This is a genomic window from Streptomyces coerulescens, from assembly GCF_042657965.1.
In the GTDB taxonomy this organism is placed as follows: Bacteria; Actinomycetota; Actinomycetes; order Streptomycetales; family Streptomycetaceae; genus Streptomyces; species Streptomyces coerulescens.
On record NZ_JBHSKM010000005.1, the window covers coordinates 64,226 to 79,939 of the forward strand.

Consider the following 15,714-nt stretch of genomic DNA (forward strand, 5'->3'; position numbering starts at 1 on the left):
GGGCGTCAGCTCTCGGGACGCTCCTCGGGAGCCGGCTCCGTGGCCGGGGCGGGCTCCGTGACCGTGGACTTGGCGGTGCTGATCGCCGGGGTCGCGCCGTTGGCGCCGTTCGTCAGGGCGAGCTCCTTGGGGGAGAGCACCGGCGGACGGGTGGACGGCGTGCGGCGGGAGGACCCGGTCCAGGCAGGCCGCGGCGGGCGCTTGACGATGGGGGCGAAGATCTCGGCGATCTCCTCCTTGCCCAGCGTCTCCTTCTCCAGCAGCTGCAGGACGAGGTTGTCGAGGACGTCGCGGTTCTCGACCAGGATTTCCCAGGCCTCGTTGTGCGCGTTCTCGATGAGCTTCTTGACTTCCTCGTCCACCAGCGCGGCGACCTCTTCCGAGTAGTCGCGCTGGTGAGCCATCTCACGTCCGAGGAAGGGCTCGGTGTTGTCGCCGCCGAACTTGATCGCGCCGAGACGCTCGGTCATGCCGTACTGCGTGACCATCGCGCGTGCGGTGGTCGTGGCCTTCTCGATGTCGTTCGCGGCGCCGGTGGTCGGGTCGTGGAAGACGAGCTCCTCGGCCGCGCGGCCGCCCAGCATGTAGGCCAGCTGGTCCAGCATTTCGTTGCGGGTCGTGGAGTACTTGTCCTCGTCCGGCAGGACCATCGTGTAGCCCAGGGCACGGCCTCTGGACAGGATCGTGATCTTGTGGACCGGGTCGGAGTTCGGGGAGGCCGCCGCGACCAGGGCGTGTCCGCCCTCGTGGTACGCGGTGATCTTCTTTTCCTTGTCCGACATGATCCGGGTCCGCTTCTGCGGGCCCGCCACGACGCGGTCGATGGCCTCGTCGAGCATCTGGTTGTCGACGAGCTTCTTGTCCGAGCGGGCGGTGAGCAGCGCGGCCTCGTTGAGGACGTTGCTCAGGTCCGCGCCGGTGAAGCCCGGGGTGCGGCGGGCGACCGCCGACAGGTCGACATCCGGGGCGACCGGCTTGCCCTTCTGGTGGACCTTGAGGATCTCCAGACGGCCCTGCATGTCCGGGCGGTCGACCGCGATCTGGCGGTCGAAGCGGCCGGGACGGAGCAGTGCCGGGTCGAGGATGTCGGGGCGGTTCGTGGCGGCGATCAGGATGACGCCGCCCTTCACGTCGAAGCCGTCCATCTCGACGAGGAGCTGGTTCAGGGTCTGCTCGCGCTCGTCGTGACCGCCGCCGAGGCCGGCGCCGCGGTGGCGGCCGACCGCGTCGATCTCGTCGACGAAGACGATCGCCGGGGCGTTCGCCTTGGCCTGCTCGAACAGGTCACGGACTCGGGAGGCACCGACACCGACGAACATCTCGACGAAGTCGGAACCGGAGATCGAGTAGAAGGGGACGCCCGCTTCGCCGGCGACGGCGCGCGCGAGGAGCGTCTTACCGGTGCCGGGAGGCCCGTAGAGCAGGACGCCCTTGGGGATCTTTGCGCCGACGGCCTGGAACTTGGCGGGCTCCTGGAGGAACTCCTTGATCTCCTGGAGTTCCTCGACGGCCTCGTCCGAGCCGGCGACGTCGGAGAACGTCGTCTTCGGGGTGTCCTTGGTGATGAGCTTGGCCTTGGACTTGCCGAAGTTCATGACTCGGGAGCCGCCGCCCTGCATCTGATTCATCAGGAACAGGAAGACGACGACGATGAGGACGAAGGGGAGCAGGGAGAGCAGGATCCCGACGAACGGGTTCTGCTTGGACGGCGAGACGGTGTAGCCGTCCGGGATCTGCTTGTCCTGGTACTTGTTCTGCAGCGTGCTGGCGATGGTCACGCCTTGGTCGCCGATGTAGCTCGCCTGGATCTTGGTGGCGCCCTCGACCTTTTCGCCGTCCTTGAGCTGGACCTTGATGGTGTTCTCGTCACCTGTGGTCAGCTTGGCCGACTCGACCTTGTTGTCATTGATCGCCTGGACGACCTGGCCGGTGTCCACCGTCTTGTAGCCGCCGGACGAGCCGACGACCTGCATCAACACGACCACGGCAAGGACGGCCAGCACGATCCACATGACCGGCCCACGGAAGTATCGCTTCACGTCCATCCATACGGAGCGGTGCCGCCCCGTCCCTCCTGCCATAGTGAGTTTGATAAGACAGTTCTTCTGACGGTACCCCAGCTTCGACGCCCGTAGCTGCACGGGACGGCTGCCAAGCCCGTCTGCATGCTCCAACGGCGCGAAACCCGCTGGGGTTCCCGATCGTCCTACAAAGACGGCCCTGTCGGCTCAGCCGCCGTAGACGTGGGGCGCGAGCGTACCGACGAACGGGAGGTTGCGGTACTTCTCGGCGTAGTCGAGGCCGTAGCCGACGACGAACTCGTTGGGGATGTCGAAGCCGACCCACTCGACGTCGATGGCGACCTTGGCGGCGTCCGGCTTGCGCAGCAGGGTGCAGATCTTCAGGGTCTCGGGCTCACGCGAGCCGAGGTTGTTGATCAGCCAGGACAGGGTCAGGCCGGAGTCGATGATGTCCTCGACGATCAGGACGTGGCGGCCCTTGATGTCGGTGTCGAGGTCCTTGAGGATCCGCACGACACCGGAGGACTGGGTGCCGGCGCCGTAGGACGACACCGCCATCCAGTCCATGGTGACGGGGGTGGACAGGGCCCGGGCGAGGTCGGCCATGACCATCACCGCGCCCTTGAGGACACCGACGATGAGCAGGTCCTTGCCCTCGTATTCCGCGTCGATCTTCGCTGCCAGCTCTGCCAGCTTGGCGTCGATCTCTTCTTTGGTGATGAGTACCTGCTGGAGGTCGGCACCCATGTCTTTCGCGTCCACCCGCATCACTTTCGGTCGGTCGTCCCGCATTCTCGGCTCACCGGCCCCTCCTTCGTCTGCTGTGGAGGGGTCGGGAATCAGCCTTGCCGAATCACCAGTCTGCCACCCTGGCGCTGGGCGACGACTTTGCCGGGGAGATTGATGGCTCCCTGGCCGCGCCAGCCGGTGATCAGACGGTCGACTTCCTCGATGTGACGGGCGAACAGCGAACCGGCGGGTGCCCCGGCGTCGATGGCGGCGCGGCGCAGGATCCGGCGGCGTACGGCGGGCGGCAGCGCGTAGAGCTTGGCGCATTCCAGGAGGCCGGTGGCGTCGCGTACGGCGGCCTCGGCCTGGCTGGCCCAGGCGTCGAGGGCGTCGGCGTCGTCGCGGGAGAGCTGGGCGGTGCGGGCGAGGGCTTCGACGACGCCCTTGCCGAGTGCCTTCTCCAGGGCGGGCAGGCCTTCTTGGCGCAGGCGTGACCTCGTGTAGGCGGGGTCGGAGTTGTGGGGGTCGTCCCAGACCGGCAGGGCCTGGACCATGCAGGCCTTGCGGGCGGTCTGCCGGTCGAGTCCGAGGAAGGGGCGGCGGTAGCGGCCGCCGGCCCCCGAGACCGCGGCCATTCCGGACAGGGAGCGGATGCCGGAGCCGCGGGCGAGGCCGAGCAGGACGGTCTCGGCCTGGTCGTCGCGGGTGTGGCCGAGCAGGACGGCGAAGGCGCCGTGGCGTACGACCGCGTCGTCGAGGGCGGCGTAGCGGGCGTCGCGGGCCGCGGCCTCGGGTCCGCCGGTGCGGCCGACGGTCACGGCGAGGGACTCGACCGGGTCGAGGCCGAGTTGGCGCAGCCGCAGGACGACTTCTTCGGCGCGTAGGTCGGAGCCGGGCTGGAGGCCGTGGTCGACGGTGATGCCGCCGGCGCGGATGCCGAGTTTGGGGGCTTCGAACGCGAGGGCGGAGGCGAGGGCCATGGAGTCGGCGCCGCCGGAGCATGCCACGAGCACGAGCGGGGAGGGGGGCCGCTCGTGCGGGGCAGCGCGCGGGGGCTCCTGCGGGCTCTGGCCGGGGAGCTCGTACGACGTTTCGAGCGCGGTGCCGTGGGCGGCGCGCCGGCTGCCGGGGGACGGCGCGGGCGGCGTCTTGATGGCCGTGCGCGGGCTGCTCGGCGCGGGTACGTCGTAGATGCGGCTGTGTTCGGTGAGGATGTCGTGGAGGACGCGGCGGACCGCCAGGCGTATCGCCGCGACCGCAGGATGGGGACCCATGTCCGGTTCCCTTCATGAAGTTGTCGGGGGGTGAGCCCGAGGTTCGGTCACTCAGAGTGTGTAGATGGTGACAGAACCGGGCCGTGCCCCGAGCATTGCACGCCTACCCATGGCTCACGGTCCCTCGGACGGGTGATTGGAGGGGCGTTCGCCTGCCGTCGGCCGGATTCGGTTCACGACCTTCGTATGAGATGCACGACTCGGCGCGCGTTTCACGACTCCGCCTTGCGGTGCACCCGCGCGATCCAGTCCGCCGGTTTGGCGATCTCCGTCTTGGTGGGGAGGGTGTTCGGGGACGTCCACACGCGGTTGAAGCCGTCCATGCCGACCTGTTCGACGACGGCCCGCACGAAGCGTTCGCCGTCGCGGTACTGCCGGAGTTTGGCGTCCAGGCCGAGCAGTTTGCGCAGGGCCATGTCCAGTCGGGAGGCGCCCTTGGCGCGGCGCTGCTGGAATTTTTCGCGGATCTCGGCGACGGAGGGGACGACGGCGGGGCCGACGCCGTCCATCACGAAGTCGGCGTGGCCTTCGAGGAGGGACATGACGGCGGTGAGGCGGCCGAGGATCTCCCGCTGGGCGGGCGTCTGCACCAGTTCGACGAACGAACGTCCGCCGTCGTCCTCCTCGGCGTCGGGCCGGCTGCCGGAGAGGGACTGGGCGGCCTCGCGGATGCGTTCCAGGACGGTCATGGGGTCGACGTCGGTCTCTTCCAAGAACGACTGGATTTCGCCCTCCAGGTGGTCCCGCAGCCAGGGCACCGCGCTGAACTGGGTGCGGTGGGTCTCCTCGTGCAGGCACACCCACAGGCGGAAGTCGTGGGGCTGTACGTCGAGTTCACGCTCGACGTGCACGATGTTGGGGGCGACGAGAAGGAGGCGGCCGCCGCCACTCGGTGAACCGGGGGGGCCGCCCGCGGGGAGGTCGCGGGTGGCGGGGGCGAAGGTCTCGTACTGGCCGAGTACGCGGGAGGCGAGGAAGGACAGCAGCATGCCGAGTTCGACGCCGGTGACCTTGCCGCCGACCGCGCCGAGGACGGCTCCGCCGGGGCTGGTGGTGCGTCGTTCCTGCATCTTGTCGAGCAGGGGCTTGAGGATCTCCCGGAAGCCGGCGACGTTGGCCCGGATCCAGCCGGGGCGGTCGACGACGAGGACCGGGGTGTCGTGGATGTCGTCCGTGCCCATACGAGTGAAGCCCCGGACGTGTTCCTCCGAGGCCTTGGCATGTCGGCGCAGCTCGGCGACGACGGCGCGGGCGTCGTCGCGGCTCACCTCCGGGCCCGGCCTCACGAACCGGGTCGCGGTCGCCACCGCGAGATTCCAGTCGACCATCTCGGCACCACCGATGCTCGTCATGTGTCAACCGTACGTGAGCGGTCCCGCTTGGGGCAGGCCATGGAGTTCGGTGGCACCGGGTGCGGGTGGGGTCAGCTGCAGCCGCAGGACGCCAGGGCGGTCGCCGTTCTGTCCAGTGCCGACCGGGCCGCGCCCGTGTCGTCGCCCGTCGACAGGAACGCGAAGGCGAGCAGCCGGCCGTCCTGGTCGACGACCGTGCCGGCCAGGGAGTTCACGCCGTGCAGGGTGCCCGTCTTCGCGCGGACGACGCCGGCAGCGCCGTCCGTGTAGCGGCTGCTGAGGGTGCCGGTGAAGCCGGCCACGGGCAGGCCGGTGAGGACGGGGCGGAGTTCGGGGTGGGCCGGGTCGGCGGCCTTGGCCAGCAGGGCCGTCAGCAGGTCGGCGGTCAGTCTGTCGGCGCGGTCGAGGCCGCTGCCGTCCTTGAAGTCGGCGCCCGCGACGGGGAGCCCGAGCTTCTTCAGCCGGGCTTCGATGGCCTTGCCGGCGCCGTCGAGGTCGGCGCGTGCGCCGCTCGCCACGGCGGTGTGGCGGGCGAGGGCCTCGGCGATGTCGTTGTCGCTGTTGGTGAGCATGCGCTCGACCACGGAGGACAGGGGCGGTGAGGAGACCTCGGCGAGCGGCTCGGCCCGGTCGGTCGCCTTCGAGGGTCCGGGCGCGGTCGTCTTGATGCCGTGATCGGCGAGGAGGGCCGCGAACCGGTCGGCCGCGTCCTTCGCCGGGTCCTCCACCCGCTCGACCGGGCCGCTGGTGGAGTCGTCGGTGCGGGCCTCGTCGACCATCAGCGCGCTGATGGGGGCGAGGTTCTCGTTCTCCCCGATGGGGTGCAGTTCGGGGCCGGCGTAGAGCGTCTTGTCGTACGAAAGGGTGACCTGGCGCAGGTCCCGCTTCTTCAGTGCCTGGGCGGTGCGGTCCGCCAGTTCGCGCAGGCTCGCCCAGCCCTCGGCGTCCTTGCGGGCCGTGAGGGTGGGGTCGCCGCCGCCGACGAGCACCAGTTCTCCGGTGTCGGTCTCGAGTGCGGTGCGGGTGGTGAGGCGGTGGTCGGGGCCGAGCGCGGAGAGGGCGGCGACGGCCGTGGCGATCTTCGTGGTGGAGGCGGGGGTGAGGGCCTTGCCGGAGTCGTCGTCGTAGAGGCGTTCACCGCTGGCGACGTCGATGATCGCCACGGATCTGCTGCCGAGTGCCGGGTCGTTCAGGAGCGGGCCGACGAGTCCGGCGACGGCCTTGCCGTTCGGGGCCGACCCGGCGGTTCCGACGCCGCCGCCGACGCCGGTCAGGACGGAGGCCGCGCTGGGGGCCGGGCGGGGTCCTTCGGCCGCTGTGCGGGAGGAGTCGGACGTATCGGTATGACGACCGTGATCTGTGCCACCCGTACGTTCCTGGGCGACCGCCCGGTCCCGCTCGGCCGTACGCTGACCGGTGGAGTCCCAGGGGCCGGCGACGGTCACCACTCCGGCGGCCAGCGCCAGTCCGGCGGTGGCGGCGCCCGCGGTGTACTGCCAGGTCTTCAGCTTGTGTGTCCGCGCGGTCTGTGGGGAAACGGCTCGGGCGAGCCGTGCGACCCGCGGTTTCGTGGCCGTCGCGGCGCGCGCGAGACGTGGCCGTACGGCTTCCGCGGCTCGTGCCAGACGGGGTCGTACGGCGCCCGCGACCCGCGTCATATGCGGTTTCGCGGCTCGCCAAGGCCTCATCTCCGGCACGACCACCAGCCCCTTTCGCGATCACACACCTGCGTGAGGGACACTTAACCACCAGAACTATGTGTTGATCATGGAGGAGCCACCGGTGGAGTTCGACGTCACGATCGAGATTCCGAAGGGTTCGCGGAACAAGTACGAGGTGGACCACGAGACCGGTCGGATCCGCCTGGACCGTCGACTCTTCACTTCGACCGCCTACCCGACCGACTACGGCTTCGTCGAGAACACCCTCGGCGAGGACGGCGACCCGCTGGACGCGCTGGTCATCCTGGACGAGCCGACCTTCCCGGGCTGCCTGATCAAGTGCCGCGCGATCGGCATGTTCCGGATGACGGACGAGGCCGGCGGCGACGACAAGCTGCTGTGCGTCCCGGCGACGGACCCGCGTCAGGAGCACCTGCGCGACATCCACCACGTCTCCGAGTTCGACCGCCTGGAGATCCAGCACTTCTTCGAGGTGTACAAGGACCTGGAGCCCGGCAAGTCCGTCGAGGGCGCCGACTGGGTGGGCCGCAGCGACGCCGAGGCCGAGATCGAGCGGTCCTACAAGCGCTTCAAGGACCAGGGCGGCCACTGAGGCACATCCTTGGCTTTTAGCCATGTGAACGGGCTGTACGCGTGCGCGTGCAGCCCGTTCGTGTGTCTGTGCGCATACTGAGTGCGGCAGGAGGGTGTCGTACGAGGAGTGCTGCGCAGGTGACGGAAGCGGAGGACCGCAAGCCGCAGTCGGACGAGGCGAGGATGGCCTTCACGCCGCCGGCCGGTATCGAGGTGGGGGAAAGCGAGTCGGAGACCACCTCCGAATTCGCTCTCCCCACGGGGCTGGACGCACCCCAGCCGCCGGAACCGGAGGGCTCGGCGTTCAGTACGCCGGGCGTGTACGGCGTCGAGGACGCCGCGCCGGCGTTCACGCCCGCGACCGGCATCCCGCGGATAAGCCTGACGAAGGATCTGCCCTGGCAGGACCGGATGCGCACGATGCTGCGCATGCCGGTGGCCGAGCGGCCCGCGCCGGAGCGGATGCCGAGGGTGGAGGAGGAGGGTCCGGCCGTTCCGCGCGTGCTGGACCTGACCCTGCGTATCGGCGAACTGCTGCTGGCGGGCGGTGAGGGCGCGGAGGACGTGGAGGCCGCGATGTTCGCGGTGTGCCGGTCCTACGGCCTGGACCGCTGCGAGCCGAACGTCACCTTCACGCTGCTGTCGATCTCGTACCAGCCCTCACTGGTGGACGATCCGGTGTCGGCGTCGCGTACGGTGCGGCGGCGCGGCACCGACTACACACGGCTGGCCGCCGTGTACCACCTCGTCGACGAGCTGAGCGACCCGGAGAGCCATATCTCCCTGGAGGAGGCCTACGGGCGGCTCGCGGAGATCCGCCGGAACCGTCACCCGTACCCGACCTGGGTGCTGACCGCGGCGAGCGGACTGCTCGCGGGCGCGGCGTCCGTGCTGGTCGGTGGTGATCTGATCGTGTTCATCGCGGCCATGTTCGGCGCGATGCTCGGCGACCGGCTCGCGTGGCTGTGCGCGGGGCGCGGGCTGCCGGAGTTCTACCAGTTCACGGTGGCCGCGATGCCGCCGGCCGCGATAGGGGTCGCGCTGACGCTGGCGCACGTCGATGTGAAGGCGTCCGCGGTCATCACAGGTGGGCTGTTCGCGCTGCTGCCCGGGCGGGCCCTGGTCGCGGGTGTGCAGGACGGGCTGACCGGCTTCTACATCACCGCCTCCGCGCGGCTGCTGGAGGTGCTGTACTTCTTCGTCGGCATCGTGGTCGGGGTGCTGGTGATCCTGTACTTCGGGGTCAATCTCGGCGCCAAGCTCAACCCGGACGCGGCGCTGAGCATCTCCCCACGGCCGTACTGGCAGATCGCGGCGTCGATGCTGCTGTCGCTGACGTTCGCGGTACTGCTCCAGCAGGAACGATCCACCGTGATCGCGGTGACCCTCAACGGCGGTGTCGCCTGGGTCGTGTACGGCGCCATGCACTACACCGGCGAGTTCTCGCCGGTCGCCTCCACGGCCGTCGCGGCGGGGCTGGTGGGCCTGTTCGGGCAGCTGATGGCCCGGTACCGGTTCGCGTCGGCGTTGCCTTACACGACGGCGGCGATCGGGCCGCTGCTGCCGGGTTCCGCCACCTACTTCGGGCTGCTGTCGATCGCGCAGAACGAGGTGGACGCGGGGCTGGTGTCGCTGGCCACGGCGGCTTCCCTGGCCATGGCCATCGCGATCGGGGTGAACCTGGGGTCCGAGATCTCCCGGCTGTTCCTGCGGATCGGGTCGCCGGAGAAACGGCGGGCCGCCAAGCGCACCCGAGGGTTCTGAGCGCCTGGCAGCCCGGTCGTGGGGTGCTTCAGTAGCCCTGGTTCGGCGGGTACTGCTGGTTCTGGTTCTGCTGTCCGCCGTAGGGCTGCTGCTGGCCGTAACCCTGGGGGTACTGCTGGGCGTACGGCTGCTGGGGCTGGTTGCCGTAGTACTGCTCGTCGTAGCCGTACTGCCCGCCGCCCTGGTTGCCGTAGTGCTGCTGGTCCTGGTTGCCGTACGGCTGCTGGGGCCGGTCGTCGGACGGGATGCGGCGCAGCTGGGTGGTCGCGTCGTCCATCTGCTGGTGCTGCTGGGGCTGTGCGGCGGCAGGGGCCTCGGCCGCGGCGCGCTTCTTCTTGGCGCGCTCGCGCAGGACCTCGATGATGATCGGGACCACGGAGACGAGGACGATCAGCACGAGGATCGCTTCGACGTTCGTCTTGATGAACTCGATCTGGCCGAGCCAGTAGCCCGCGAGGGTGACGCCGGTGCCCCAGGCGATGCCGCCGATGATGTTGTACGTGAGGAACGTGGCGTACTTCATACGGCCGGCGCCCGCGACGATGGGGGCGAAGGTGCGCACGATCGGCACGAAGCGGGCCAGCACGATCGCCTTGGGGCCGTACTTCTCCATGAACTCGTGCGCCTTCTCCAGGTTCTCCTGTTTGAAGAGCTTGGAGTTGGGCCGGCTGAACAGCTTCGGGCCGAAGAACTTGCCGATCATGTAGCCGACCTGGTCGCCGATGACGGCCGCCAGGACGATCAGCGTGCAGACCAGCCACAGCGGCTGGCTGATGTAGTTCCCCTCGGCCACGAACAGGCCCGCTGTGAACAGCAGGGAGTCCCCGGGCAGGAACGCGAAGAGTCCGGACTCGGCGAAGACGATCAGCAGGATGCCGGGGAGGCTGAAGGTCTCGATCAGATAGTCCGGGCTGAGCCACTCGGGGCCGAGCGCAAGCGTGGTCACGGGATTGTGGCTCCTGCGGGGGGAAGGGACGGGCGGGCTGTGACTGGCGGGTCAAAAATATCAACGCTGCGCCGGTCGCCCAGGTTCCTTGGACCCGTTCAGGATGCACTGTGCCCCCGCTGGGACAAAGCTGTGAGCCATGGGCATCGAAGAGTACGGCGGCGGGCAGGGACCGCATCCCGACGTTCTGGTGGTGACCACGAACGACATTCCCGGCCACCGGGTCACGGAGGTCATCGGTGAGGTCTTCGGACTGACCGTGCGCTCCCGCCACGTCGGCAGCCAGATCGGCGCCGGGCTGAAGTCGCTGGTCGGCGGTGAGATCAAGGGGCTCACCAAGACTCTCGTGGAGACCCGGAACCAGGCCATGGACCGGTTGGTCGAGCAGGCACGCGCGCGTGGCGCGAACGGCGTGCTGGCGTTCCGGTTCGACGTGACCGAGGCGGCCGACGTGGGCACCGAGGTGTGCGCCTACGGGACCGCGGTGGTCCTGGCCCGGGAGTGACCTCGGTGGTCCTGGCCCAGGAGTAGGAGCCCGGGCCAGGACGTCAGGAGGAGTGCCGGGCCGCGTTGGCGACGATCGCGGCCCGCAGATGCTCGGCGAAGCCCGGACGCATGCTGTCGTAGAACGCCGTGAAGCGTTCGTCCGCGACGTACATCTCGGCGAGGCACTGGTGCATCTCGTAGCCGCACTCGTAGTACCAGCTGCCGATGTGCTGCCGGTGTTCCTCGGCGAGGTCCATGGCGCCTTCACCGGTGGCCGGTTCACCGGCGGCGAGCAGGGCGATGTAGCGCTCGCTCCAGTCGGCCGCCTCCGCTTGCATCCGCTGCCAGTCCTCCTTGGTGTAGGTCGCGGCACGGCGCTGTGACTCGGCGTAGGCCTCCGTGTTGCCCCAACGCCGTTCCGTCTCCTCGGCGTACTGCTCCGGGTCGTTGTCGCCGAAGACCTCGAAGCGCTCTTCCGGCGTCAGATTGATTCCCATCTTGCGTGCCTCCATGGCGTGCTCCACGGCCTCCGCCATCTTGCGCAGCTTCTCGATCCGGGCGGTCAGCAGCTCGTGCTGCCGGCGCAGGTGTTCGCGCGGGTCCGCGTCCGGGTCGTCGAGCAGGGCGGCGACCTCTTCGAGCGGGAAGCCGAGCTCGCGGTAGAACAGGATCTGCTGCAGCCGGTCGAGGTCGGCCTCGTTGTAGCGCCGGTGGCCCGCGTGGCTGCGCTCGCCGGGTACGAGCAGGCCGATGTCGTCGTAGTGGTGCAGGGTGCGCACCGTCACGCCGGCGAAGCCCGCGACCTGTCCCACGGAGTAGCTCACTTCCGCTCCCTTCTCGGTTCGCGCTCCACACTGGGGCCTCACGCGGCGTGAGGTGCAAGCCGGGCGACTCGGATCTACCGTCGATTACATGCCACTGCACCGTGGGAACAGCGAAGCACCGGACGGCGGCGGCCCGCGCAGGCTCTCCGTGAACCCCTTCTACGGCGAGGCGAACCCGGTGGGCGGAATGACCGAGGCCCCGCCCACGCATCGGCTGCCCGACGCCCCCATGTCGCCGTCGTCGGCGTATCAGCTGGTGCACGACGAACTGATGCTGGACGGCAACTCACGGCTCAATCTCGCCACCTTCGTCACCACGTGGATGGAGCCGCAGGCGGGCGTTCTCATGGGCGAGTGCCGCGACAAGAACATGATCGACAAGGACGAGTACCCGCGCACCGCCGAGCTGGAGCGGCGCTGTGTGGCGATGCTCGCCGATCTGTGGAACGCGCCCGACCCGTCGGCTGCGGTGGGCTGCTCCACGACCGGCTCCAGCGAGGCGTGCATGCTCGCCGGGATGGCGCTGAAGCGCCGCTGGATGGCACGCAACACCGACCGTTACCCCGCGGCCCGCCCCAACCTGGTGATGGGGGTCAACGTCCAGGTCTGCTGGGACAAGTTCTGCAACTTCTGGGAGGTGGAGCCCCGTCTGGTGCCGATGGAGGGCGAGCGGTTCCATCTCGATCCGCAGGCGGCGGCCGAGCTGTGCGACGAGAACACCATCGGCGTCGTCGGGATCCTGGGCTCGACCTTCGACGGTTCCTACGAGCCGATCGCGGACCTGTGCGCCGCGCTCGACGCCCTCCAGGAACGCACCGGGCTCGATGTCCCGGTGCATGTCGACGGTGCGTCCGGGGCGATGGTGGCGCCGTTCCTCGACGAGGACCTGCGGTGGGACTTCCGGCAGCCGAGGGTCTCCTCGATCAACACCTCGGGCCACAAGTACGGCCTGGTCTACCCGGGCGTCGGCTGGGCCCTGTGGCGGGACAAGAAGGCGCTGCCCGAGGAACTGGTGTTCCGCGTGAACTATCTGGGCGGCGACATGCCGACCTTCGCGCTGAACTTCTCGCGGCCGGGTGCACAGGTCGTGGCTCAGTACTACTCGTTCCTGAGGTTGGGGCGGGAGGGGTACCGGGCCGTGCAGCAGGCCGCGCGGGAGGTGGCCGGGCAGGTCGCCGAGGCGGTGGAGAAGCTCGGCGACTTCCGGCTGCTGACCAGGGGCGACGAACTGCCCGTGTTCGCCTTCACGACGGCGCCGGACGTCAAGGCGTACGACGTCTTCGACGTCTCGCGGCGGATGCGTGAGGCCGGCTGGCTGGTTCCGGCGTACACGTTCCCGCCGAACCGCGAGGACCTGTCGGTGCTGCGGGTGGTCTGCCGCAACGGCTTCTCCACCGATCTGGCCGAGCTGTTCGTGGAGGACCTGAGCCGGTCCCTGCCGGAGCTGCGCCGGCAGCCGCACCCCGTCACCCGGGACAAGGGCGCGGCCACCGGCTTCCACCACTAGGGCCGGGGCGGAGTCAGCGGCTCAGGCGGCCGAACCGCCACACCGCCAGCGGGAAGAACACCGCCAGGAGCAGCAGGGGCCAGACGATCGCCGGCCCGAGGTGTTCGGTGCCGGTGCCGCGGAACAGGTCGCGTACGGCGGTGGCGGTGTGGGACATCGGGTTCCACTCGACGACCGTGCCCAGCCAGCCGGGCATGGAGTCGGGCAGGGCGAGGGCGTTGGACAGGAAGCCGATGGGCCAGACCAGGATCTGCACGGCCTGCACCATTTCCGGCTTGCCCGCCACCAGGGCCAGGTGGATGCCGATCCACAGCATGGCGAAGCGGAACAGCAGCAGCAGTCCCAGGGCGCCCAGGAAAGCCACCGGGCCGCCGTCCACGCGCCAGCCGAGCGCGAACCCGACCCCCATGAGGGCGAGCAGGGCCAGCGCCGACTGGAGCATGTCGGCGACCGAACGGCCCACCAGGACCGCCCCGTTGGTCATCGGCATGGACCGGAAGCGGTCGATCACGCCCTTGTTGAGGTCCTGGGTGACCGCGATCATCGTGCCCTCCAGGCCGAAGGCCATGGTGAGCGCGAGCATGCCGGGCAGCAGGTAGTCGATGTAGGAGCCCTCGACGCCGCGTCCGCCGCCGATGAGATAGCCGAACATCAGCAGCAGCATCACGGGAAAGACCAGGTTGACGACGACCTGCACGGGCTGGCGCGCCCAGTGCGCCAGTTCGCGGCGGGTCATGGTCCAGGAGTCGGCCAGGGCGTAGGCGTACGTGCTCATGCGGGCTCCTTCACTCGGTTGTCGTCCCCGGTCAGGTGCAGGAACACCTCGTCCAGCGTCGGGCGCCGCAGAGCCACGTCCTCGGCCTCGATCCCGGCCGCCTCCAGGGCCCGTACGACGCCGGAGAGCGCCGCCATCCGGTCGGTGACGCGGGCGCTGAGCAGCCGGCGGTCCGCGTCGACGGAGACGGCGTCCTTCGGTACGGGCAACAGGGCCACGGCGGCGCCCAGTTGGCCTGCGTCGCGCAGGACGACGTCGATGCGGTCGCCGTCGGTGAGCGCCTTGAGCTGGTCCGCCGTGCCGTCGGCGGTGACCCGGCCGGCGTCGACGACCGAGATGCGGTCGGCGAGCTGGTCGGCCTCCTCCAGGTACTGGGTCGTGAGCAGGACCGTGGTACCGCCGCCGACCAGGGAGCGGACGGCGGACCAGACCTCGGCGCGGCCGCGCGGGTCGAGTCCGGTGGTGGGTTCGTCCAGGAAGAGCACCTGCGGGTCGGTGCCGTGCCGGTTGCCGATGAGCGAGGCGGCCAGGTCGAGGCGGCGCCGCATGCCGCCGCTGTACTGCTTGACCGGCTTGCGGCCGGTGTCGGCCAGGCCGAAGCGCTCCAGGAGTTCACCGGCGCGCACGCGTGCGTGGCGGGCGCCGAGGTGGTGCAGGCGACCGAACATCTCCAGGTTCTGCCGGCCGTCCAGTTCCTCGTCCAGGGCCGCATGCTGGCCGAGGAGGCCGATGCGCAGGCGCACCTCGTACGCCTGGCGGACCACGTCGTGCCCGGCCACCTCGACGCGGCCGCTGTCCGGCCGCAGCAAGGTGGACAGGATGCGGACCAGGGTCGTCTTGCCCGCGCCGTTCGGCCCGAGCACTGCGTGCACCGTGCCGCGCGCGACCGTGAGGTCGAGCCCGTCCAGTGCGTACTTGCCGTTCTTGCCGCCGTACTTCTTGCGTGCCCCTTCGACGATGATCGCCGTGTCGGCCACTGAGAACTCCCTCGCTAGTCAAACTTGACTACCAGCCCGAAGCTAATACCCCGCGTTCGGTTAGTCAAACTTGATTAGCGGTCGTCCTCGGCTTGATCAGTGATCGTCCTCGGGGTGCCGCTCCCCCGTCGCGTACGGATTGTCCTCGTCATCGGCGAGGACGCCGACGAAGGGGTCGCCCTCCCCGGCGAACGTGTACGCGCCGCCCTCGATCCGGCCGATGAGCCCTTGCGTCCACTCGGCCTCGGCGTCGGCGGTGTGGATCCAGAGATTCATGATCTCGCCGATGTGACCGAGCTGACCCGGCCCGTCCTCCGGCACGTAGTGCTCGGTGACGGCGGAGCGCCACTCCTCGATGCGCCGGATGCGCTCCTTGAGCAGGGCGACCGTCTCGCCGCGCGGCAGGTCGACCATGAAGCCGATGGCCGCCGACTTGACGTCCATCTTCTGGTCGTAGGAGGTCAGCGCCTCGCGAACCAGGCCGAGGTACTCCTCGACGCCCTTGTCGGTGATCTCGTACTCGGTGCGCGGCGGCCCGCCGGCCGTGGACGGCGCGACCTCATGGGCGAGCAGCAAGCCCTGCTTCGCCATCTGCTTCAGGGCGTGGTAGATCGAGCCGGGCTTGGCGTTGGACCACTCGTGCGCGCCCCAGTACTCCAGGTCGTTGCGCACCTGGTAGCCGTGGGCACGCCCGTGCTGGCGCACCGCGCCGAGCACGAGAAGACGGATCGCTGACATGCGGTCCAGGTTGACATACGGTCCAGGTCATGCCCGCGCCGCCCGGCGCGCCGGGCCGGGGCCGAG

General features: G+C 69.6%; 14 protein-coding genes. 4 read left to right on the top strand and 10 right to left on the bottom strand.

All coding sequences use genetic code 11. From position 1 onward, the window contains the following. Positions 1 to 5 precede the first annotated feature (5 nt). From ftsH to dacB, 5 genes are all read right to left on the bottom strand, one after another. Positions 6 to 2,045, bottom strand: coding sequence for an ATP-dependent zinc metalloprotease FtsH (gene ftsH / locus ACFPQ9_RS10470; protein WP_380851000.1), 2,040 nt, complete (start codon positions 2,043 to 2,045; stop codon positions 6 to 8). A gap of 183 nt (positions 2,046 to 2,228) precedes the next feature. Continuing rightward, positions 2,229 to 2,789: a hypoxanthine phosphoribosyltransferase gene (gene hpt / locus ACFPQ9_RS10475; RefSeq protein ID WP_380851003.1), complete on the bottom strand. Its 561-nt coding sequence runs from the start codon at positions 2,787 to 2,789 to the stop codon at positions 2,229 to 2,231. A 71-nt stretch (positions 2,790 to 2,860) separates the two neighbouring features. After that, positions 2,861 to 4,024, bottom strand: a complete 1,164-nt coding sequence (gene tilS / locus ACFPQ9_RS10480; RefSeq protein WP_380850245.1) for a tRNA lysidine(34) synthetase TilS — start codon at positions 4,022 to 4,024, stop codon at positions 2,861 to 2,863. 212 nt (positions 4,025 to 4,236) lie between these two features. After that, entirely contained in the window at positions 4,237 to 5,376 is a 1,140-nt protein-coding gene (locus tag ACFPQ9_RS10485; protein ID WP_380850248.1) for a zinc-dependent metalloprotease, read from the bottom strand. Between the two features lie 71 nt (positions 5,377 to 5,447). Continuing rightward, positions 5,448 to 7,034 (bottom strand): D-alanyl-D-alanine carboxypeptidase/D-alanyl-D-alanine endopeptidase, encoded by a 1,587-nt coding sequence (gene dacB, locus ACFPQ9_RS10490; protein ID WP_380850251.1) that lies wholly within the window; start codon positions 7,032 to 7,034, stop codon positions 5,448 to 5,450. A gap of 124 nt (positions 7,035 to 7,158) precedes the next feature. On the opposite strand from dacB, the gene ACFPQ9_RS10495 reads away from it, so the two are divergent. Then, positions 7,159 to 7,650 carry an inorganic diphosphatase gene (locus tag ACFPQ9_RS10495; RefSeq protein ID WP_380851006.1) on the top strand — a complete coding sequence of 164 codons (492 nt, stop codon included), beginning with the start codon at positions 7,159 to 7,161 and terminating at the stop codon, positions 7,648 to 7,650. 119 nt (positions 7,651 to 7,769) lie between these two features. Next, complete coding sequence (locus ACFPQ9_RS10500; protein WP_380850254.1) at positions 7,770 to 9,395, top strand: threonine/serine exporter family protein; 1,626 nt, start codon at positions 7,770 to 7,772, stop codon at positions 9,393 to 9,395. A 28-nt stretch (positions 9,396 to 9,423) separates the two neighbouring features. Here the strand turns inward: ACFPQ9_RS10500 and ACFPQ9_RS10505 are convergent, their stop codons facing one another. Continuing rightward, on the bottom strand, positions 9,424 to 10,341 hold the full coding sequence (locus ACFPQ9_RS10505) for a DedA family protein (protein WP_380850257.1): 918 nt from the start codon (positions 10,339 to 10,341) through the stop codon (positions 9,424 to 9,426). 139 nt (positions 10,342 to 10,480) lie between these two features. On the opposite strand from ACFPQ9_RS10505, the gene ACFPQ9_RS10510 reads away from it, so the two are divergent. Continuing rightward, a complete protein-coding gene (locus ACFPQ9_RS10510) occupies positions 10,481 to 10,846 on the top strand; it encodes a YbjQ family protein (RefSeq protein WP_380850260.1) in 366 nt (121 codons plus the stop codon). A gap of 43 nt (positions 10,847 to 10,889) precedes the next feature. Here the strand turns inward: ACFPQ9_RS10510 and ACFPQ9_RS10515 are convergent, their stop codons facing one another. Then, positions 10,890 to 11,651 carry a MerR family transcriptional regulator gene (locus tag ACFPQ9_RS10515; protein WP_380850263.1) on the bottom strand — a complete coding sequence of 254 codons (762 nt, stop codon included), beginning with the start codon at positions 11,649 to 11,651 and terminating at the stop codon, positions 10,890 to 10,892. A gap of 88 nt (positions 11,652 to 11,739) precedes the next feature. Here ACFPQ9_RS10515 and ACFPQ9_RS10520 point away from each other — a divergent pair, with 88 nt between their 5' ends. Further along, on the top strand, positions 11,740 to 13,158 hold the full coding sequence (locus tag ACFPQ9_RS10520) for a glutamate decarboxylase (RefSeq protein ID WP_380850266.1): 1,419 nt from the start codon (positions 11,740 to 11,742) through the stop codon (positions 13,156 to 13,158). Between the two features lie 13 nt (positions 13,159 to 13,171). Here the strand turns inward: ACFPQ9_RS10520 and ACFPQ9_RS10525 are convergent, their stop codons facing one another. The 3 genes from ACFPQ9_RS10525 to ACFPQ9_RS10535 all read right to left on the bottom strand — a co-directional run bounded on the left by ACFPQ9_RS10525 (position 13,172) and on the right by ACFPQ9_RS10535 (position 15,648). Beyond that, positions 13,172 to 13,933: an ABC transporter permease gene (locus ACFPQ9_RS10525; protein ID WP_380850269.1), complete on the bottom strand. Its 762-nt coding sequence runs from the start codon at positions 13,931 to 13,933 to the stop codon at positions 13,172 to 13,174. Further along, positions 13,930 to 14,910: an ATP-binding cassette domain-containing protein gene (locus ACFPQ9_RS10530; protein ID WP_380850272.1), complete on the bottom strand. Its 981-nt coding sequence runs from the start codon at positions 14,908 to 14,910 to the stop codon at positions 13,930 to 13,932. The genes ACFPQ9_RS10525 and ACFPQ9_RS10530 overlap by 4 nt, the downstream gene beginning before the upstream one ends. A gap of 96 nt (positions 14,911 to 15,006) precedes the next feature. Beyond that, positions 15,007 to 15,648 (bottom strand): PadR family transcriptional regulator, encoded by a 642-nt coding sequence (locus tag ACFPQ9_RS10535; RefSeq protein WP_380850275.1) that lies wholly within the window; start codon positions 15,646 to 15,648, stop codon positions 15,007 to 15,009. Positions 15,649 to 15,714: the final 66 nt, after the last annotated feature.

Coding starts and splice junctions, on each gene's coding strand:
- ftsH (WP_380851000.1), bottom strand. CDS start 2,045: ATGGACGTGAAGCGATACTTCCGTGGGCCGGTCATGTGGATCGTGCTG.
- hpt (WP_380851003.1), bottom strand. CDS start 2,789: ATGCGGGTGGACGCGAAAGACATGGGTGCCGACCTCCAGCAGGTACTC.
- tilS (WP_380850245.1), bottom strand. CDS start 4,024: ATGGGTCCCCATCCTGCGGTCGCGGCGATACGCCTGGCGGTCCGCCGC.
- ACFPQ9_RS10485 (WP_380850248.1), bottom strand. CDS start 5,376: ATGACGAGCATCGGTGGTGCCGAGATGGTCGACTGGAATCTCGCGGTG.
- dacB (WP_380850251.1), bottom strand. CDS start 7,034: ATGACGCGGGTCGCGGGCGCCGTACGACCCCGTCTGGCACGAGCCGCG.
- ACFPQ9_RS10510 (WP_380850260.1), top strand. CDS start 10,481: ATGGGCATCGAAGAGTACGGCGGCGGGCAGGGACCGCATCCCGACGTT.
- ACFPQ9_RS10520 (WP_380850266.1), top strand. CDS start 11,740: ATGCCACTGCACCGTGGGAACAGCGAAGCACCGGACGGCGGCGGCCCG.
- ACFPQ9_RS10525 (WP_380850269.1), bottom strand. CDS start 13,933: ATGAGCACGTACGCCTACGCCCTGGCCGACTCCTGGACCATGACCCGC.
- ACFPQ9_RS10535 (WP_380850275.1), bottom strand. CDS start 15,648: ATGTCAGCGATCCGTCTTCTCGTGCTCGGCGCGGTGCGCCAGCACGGG.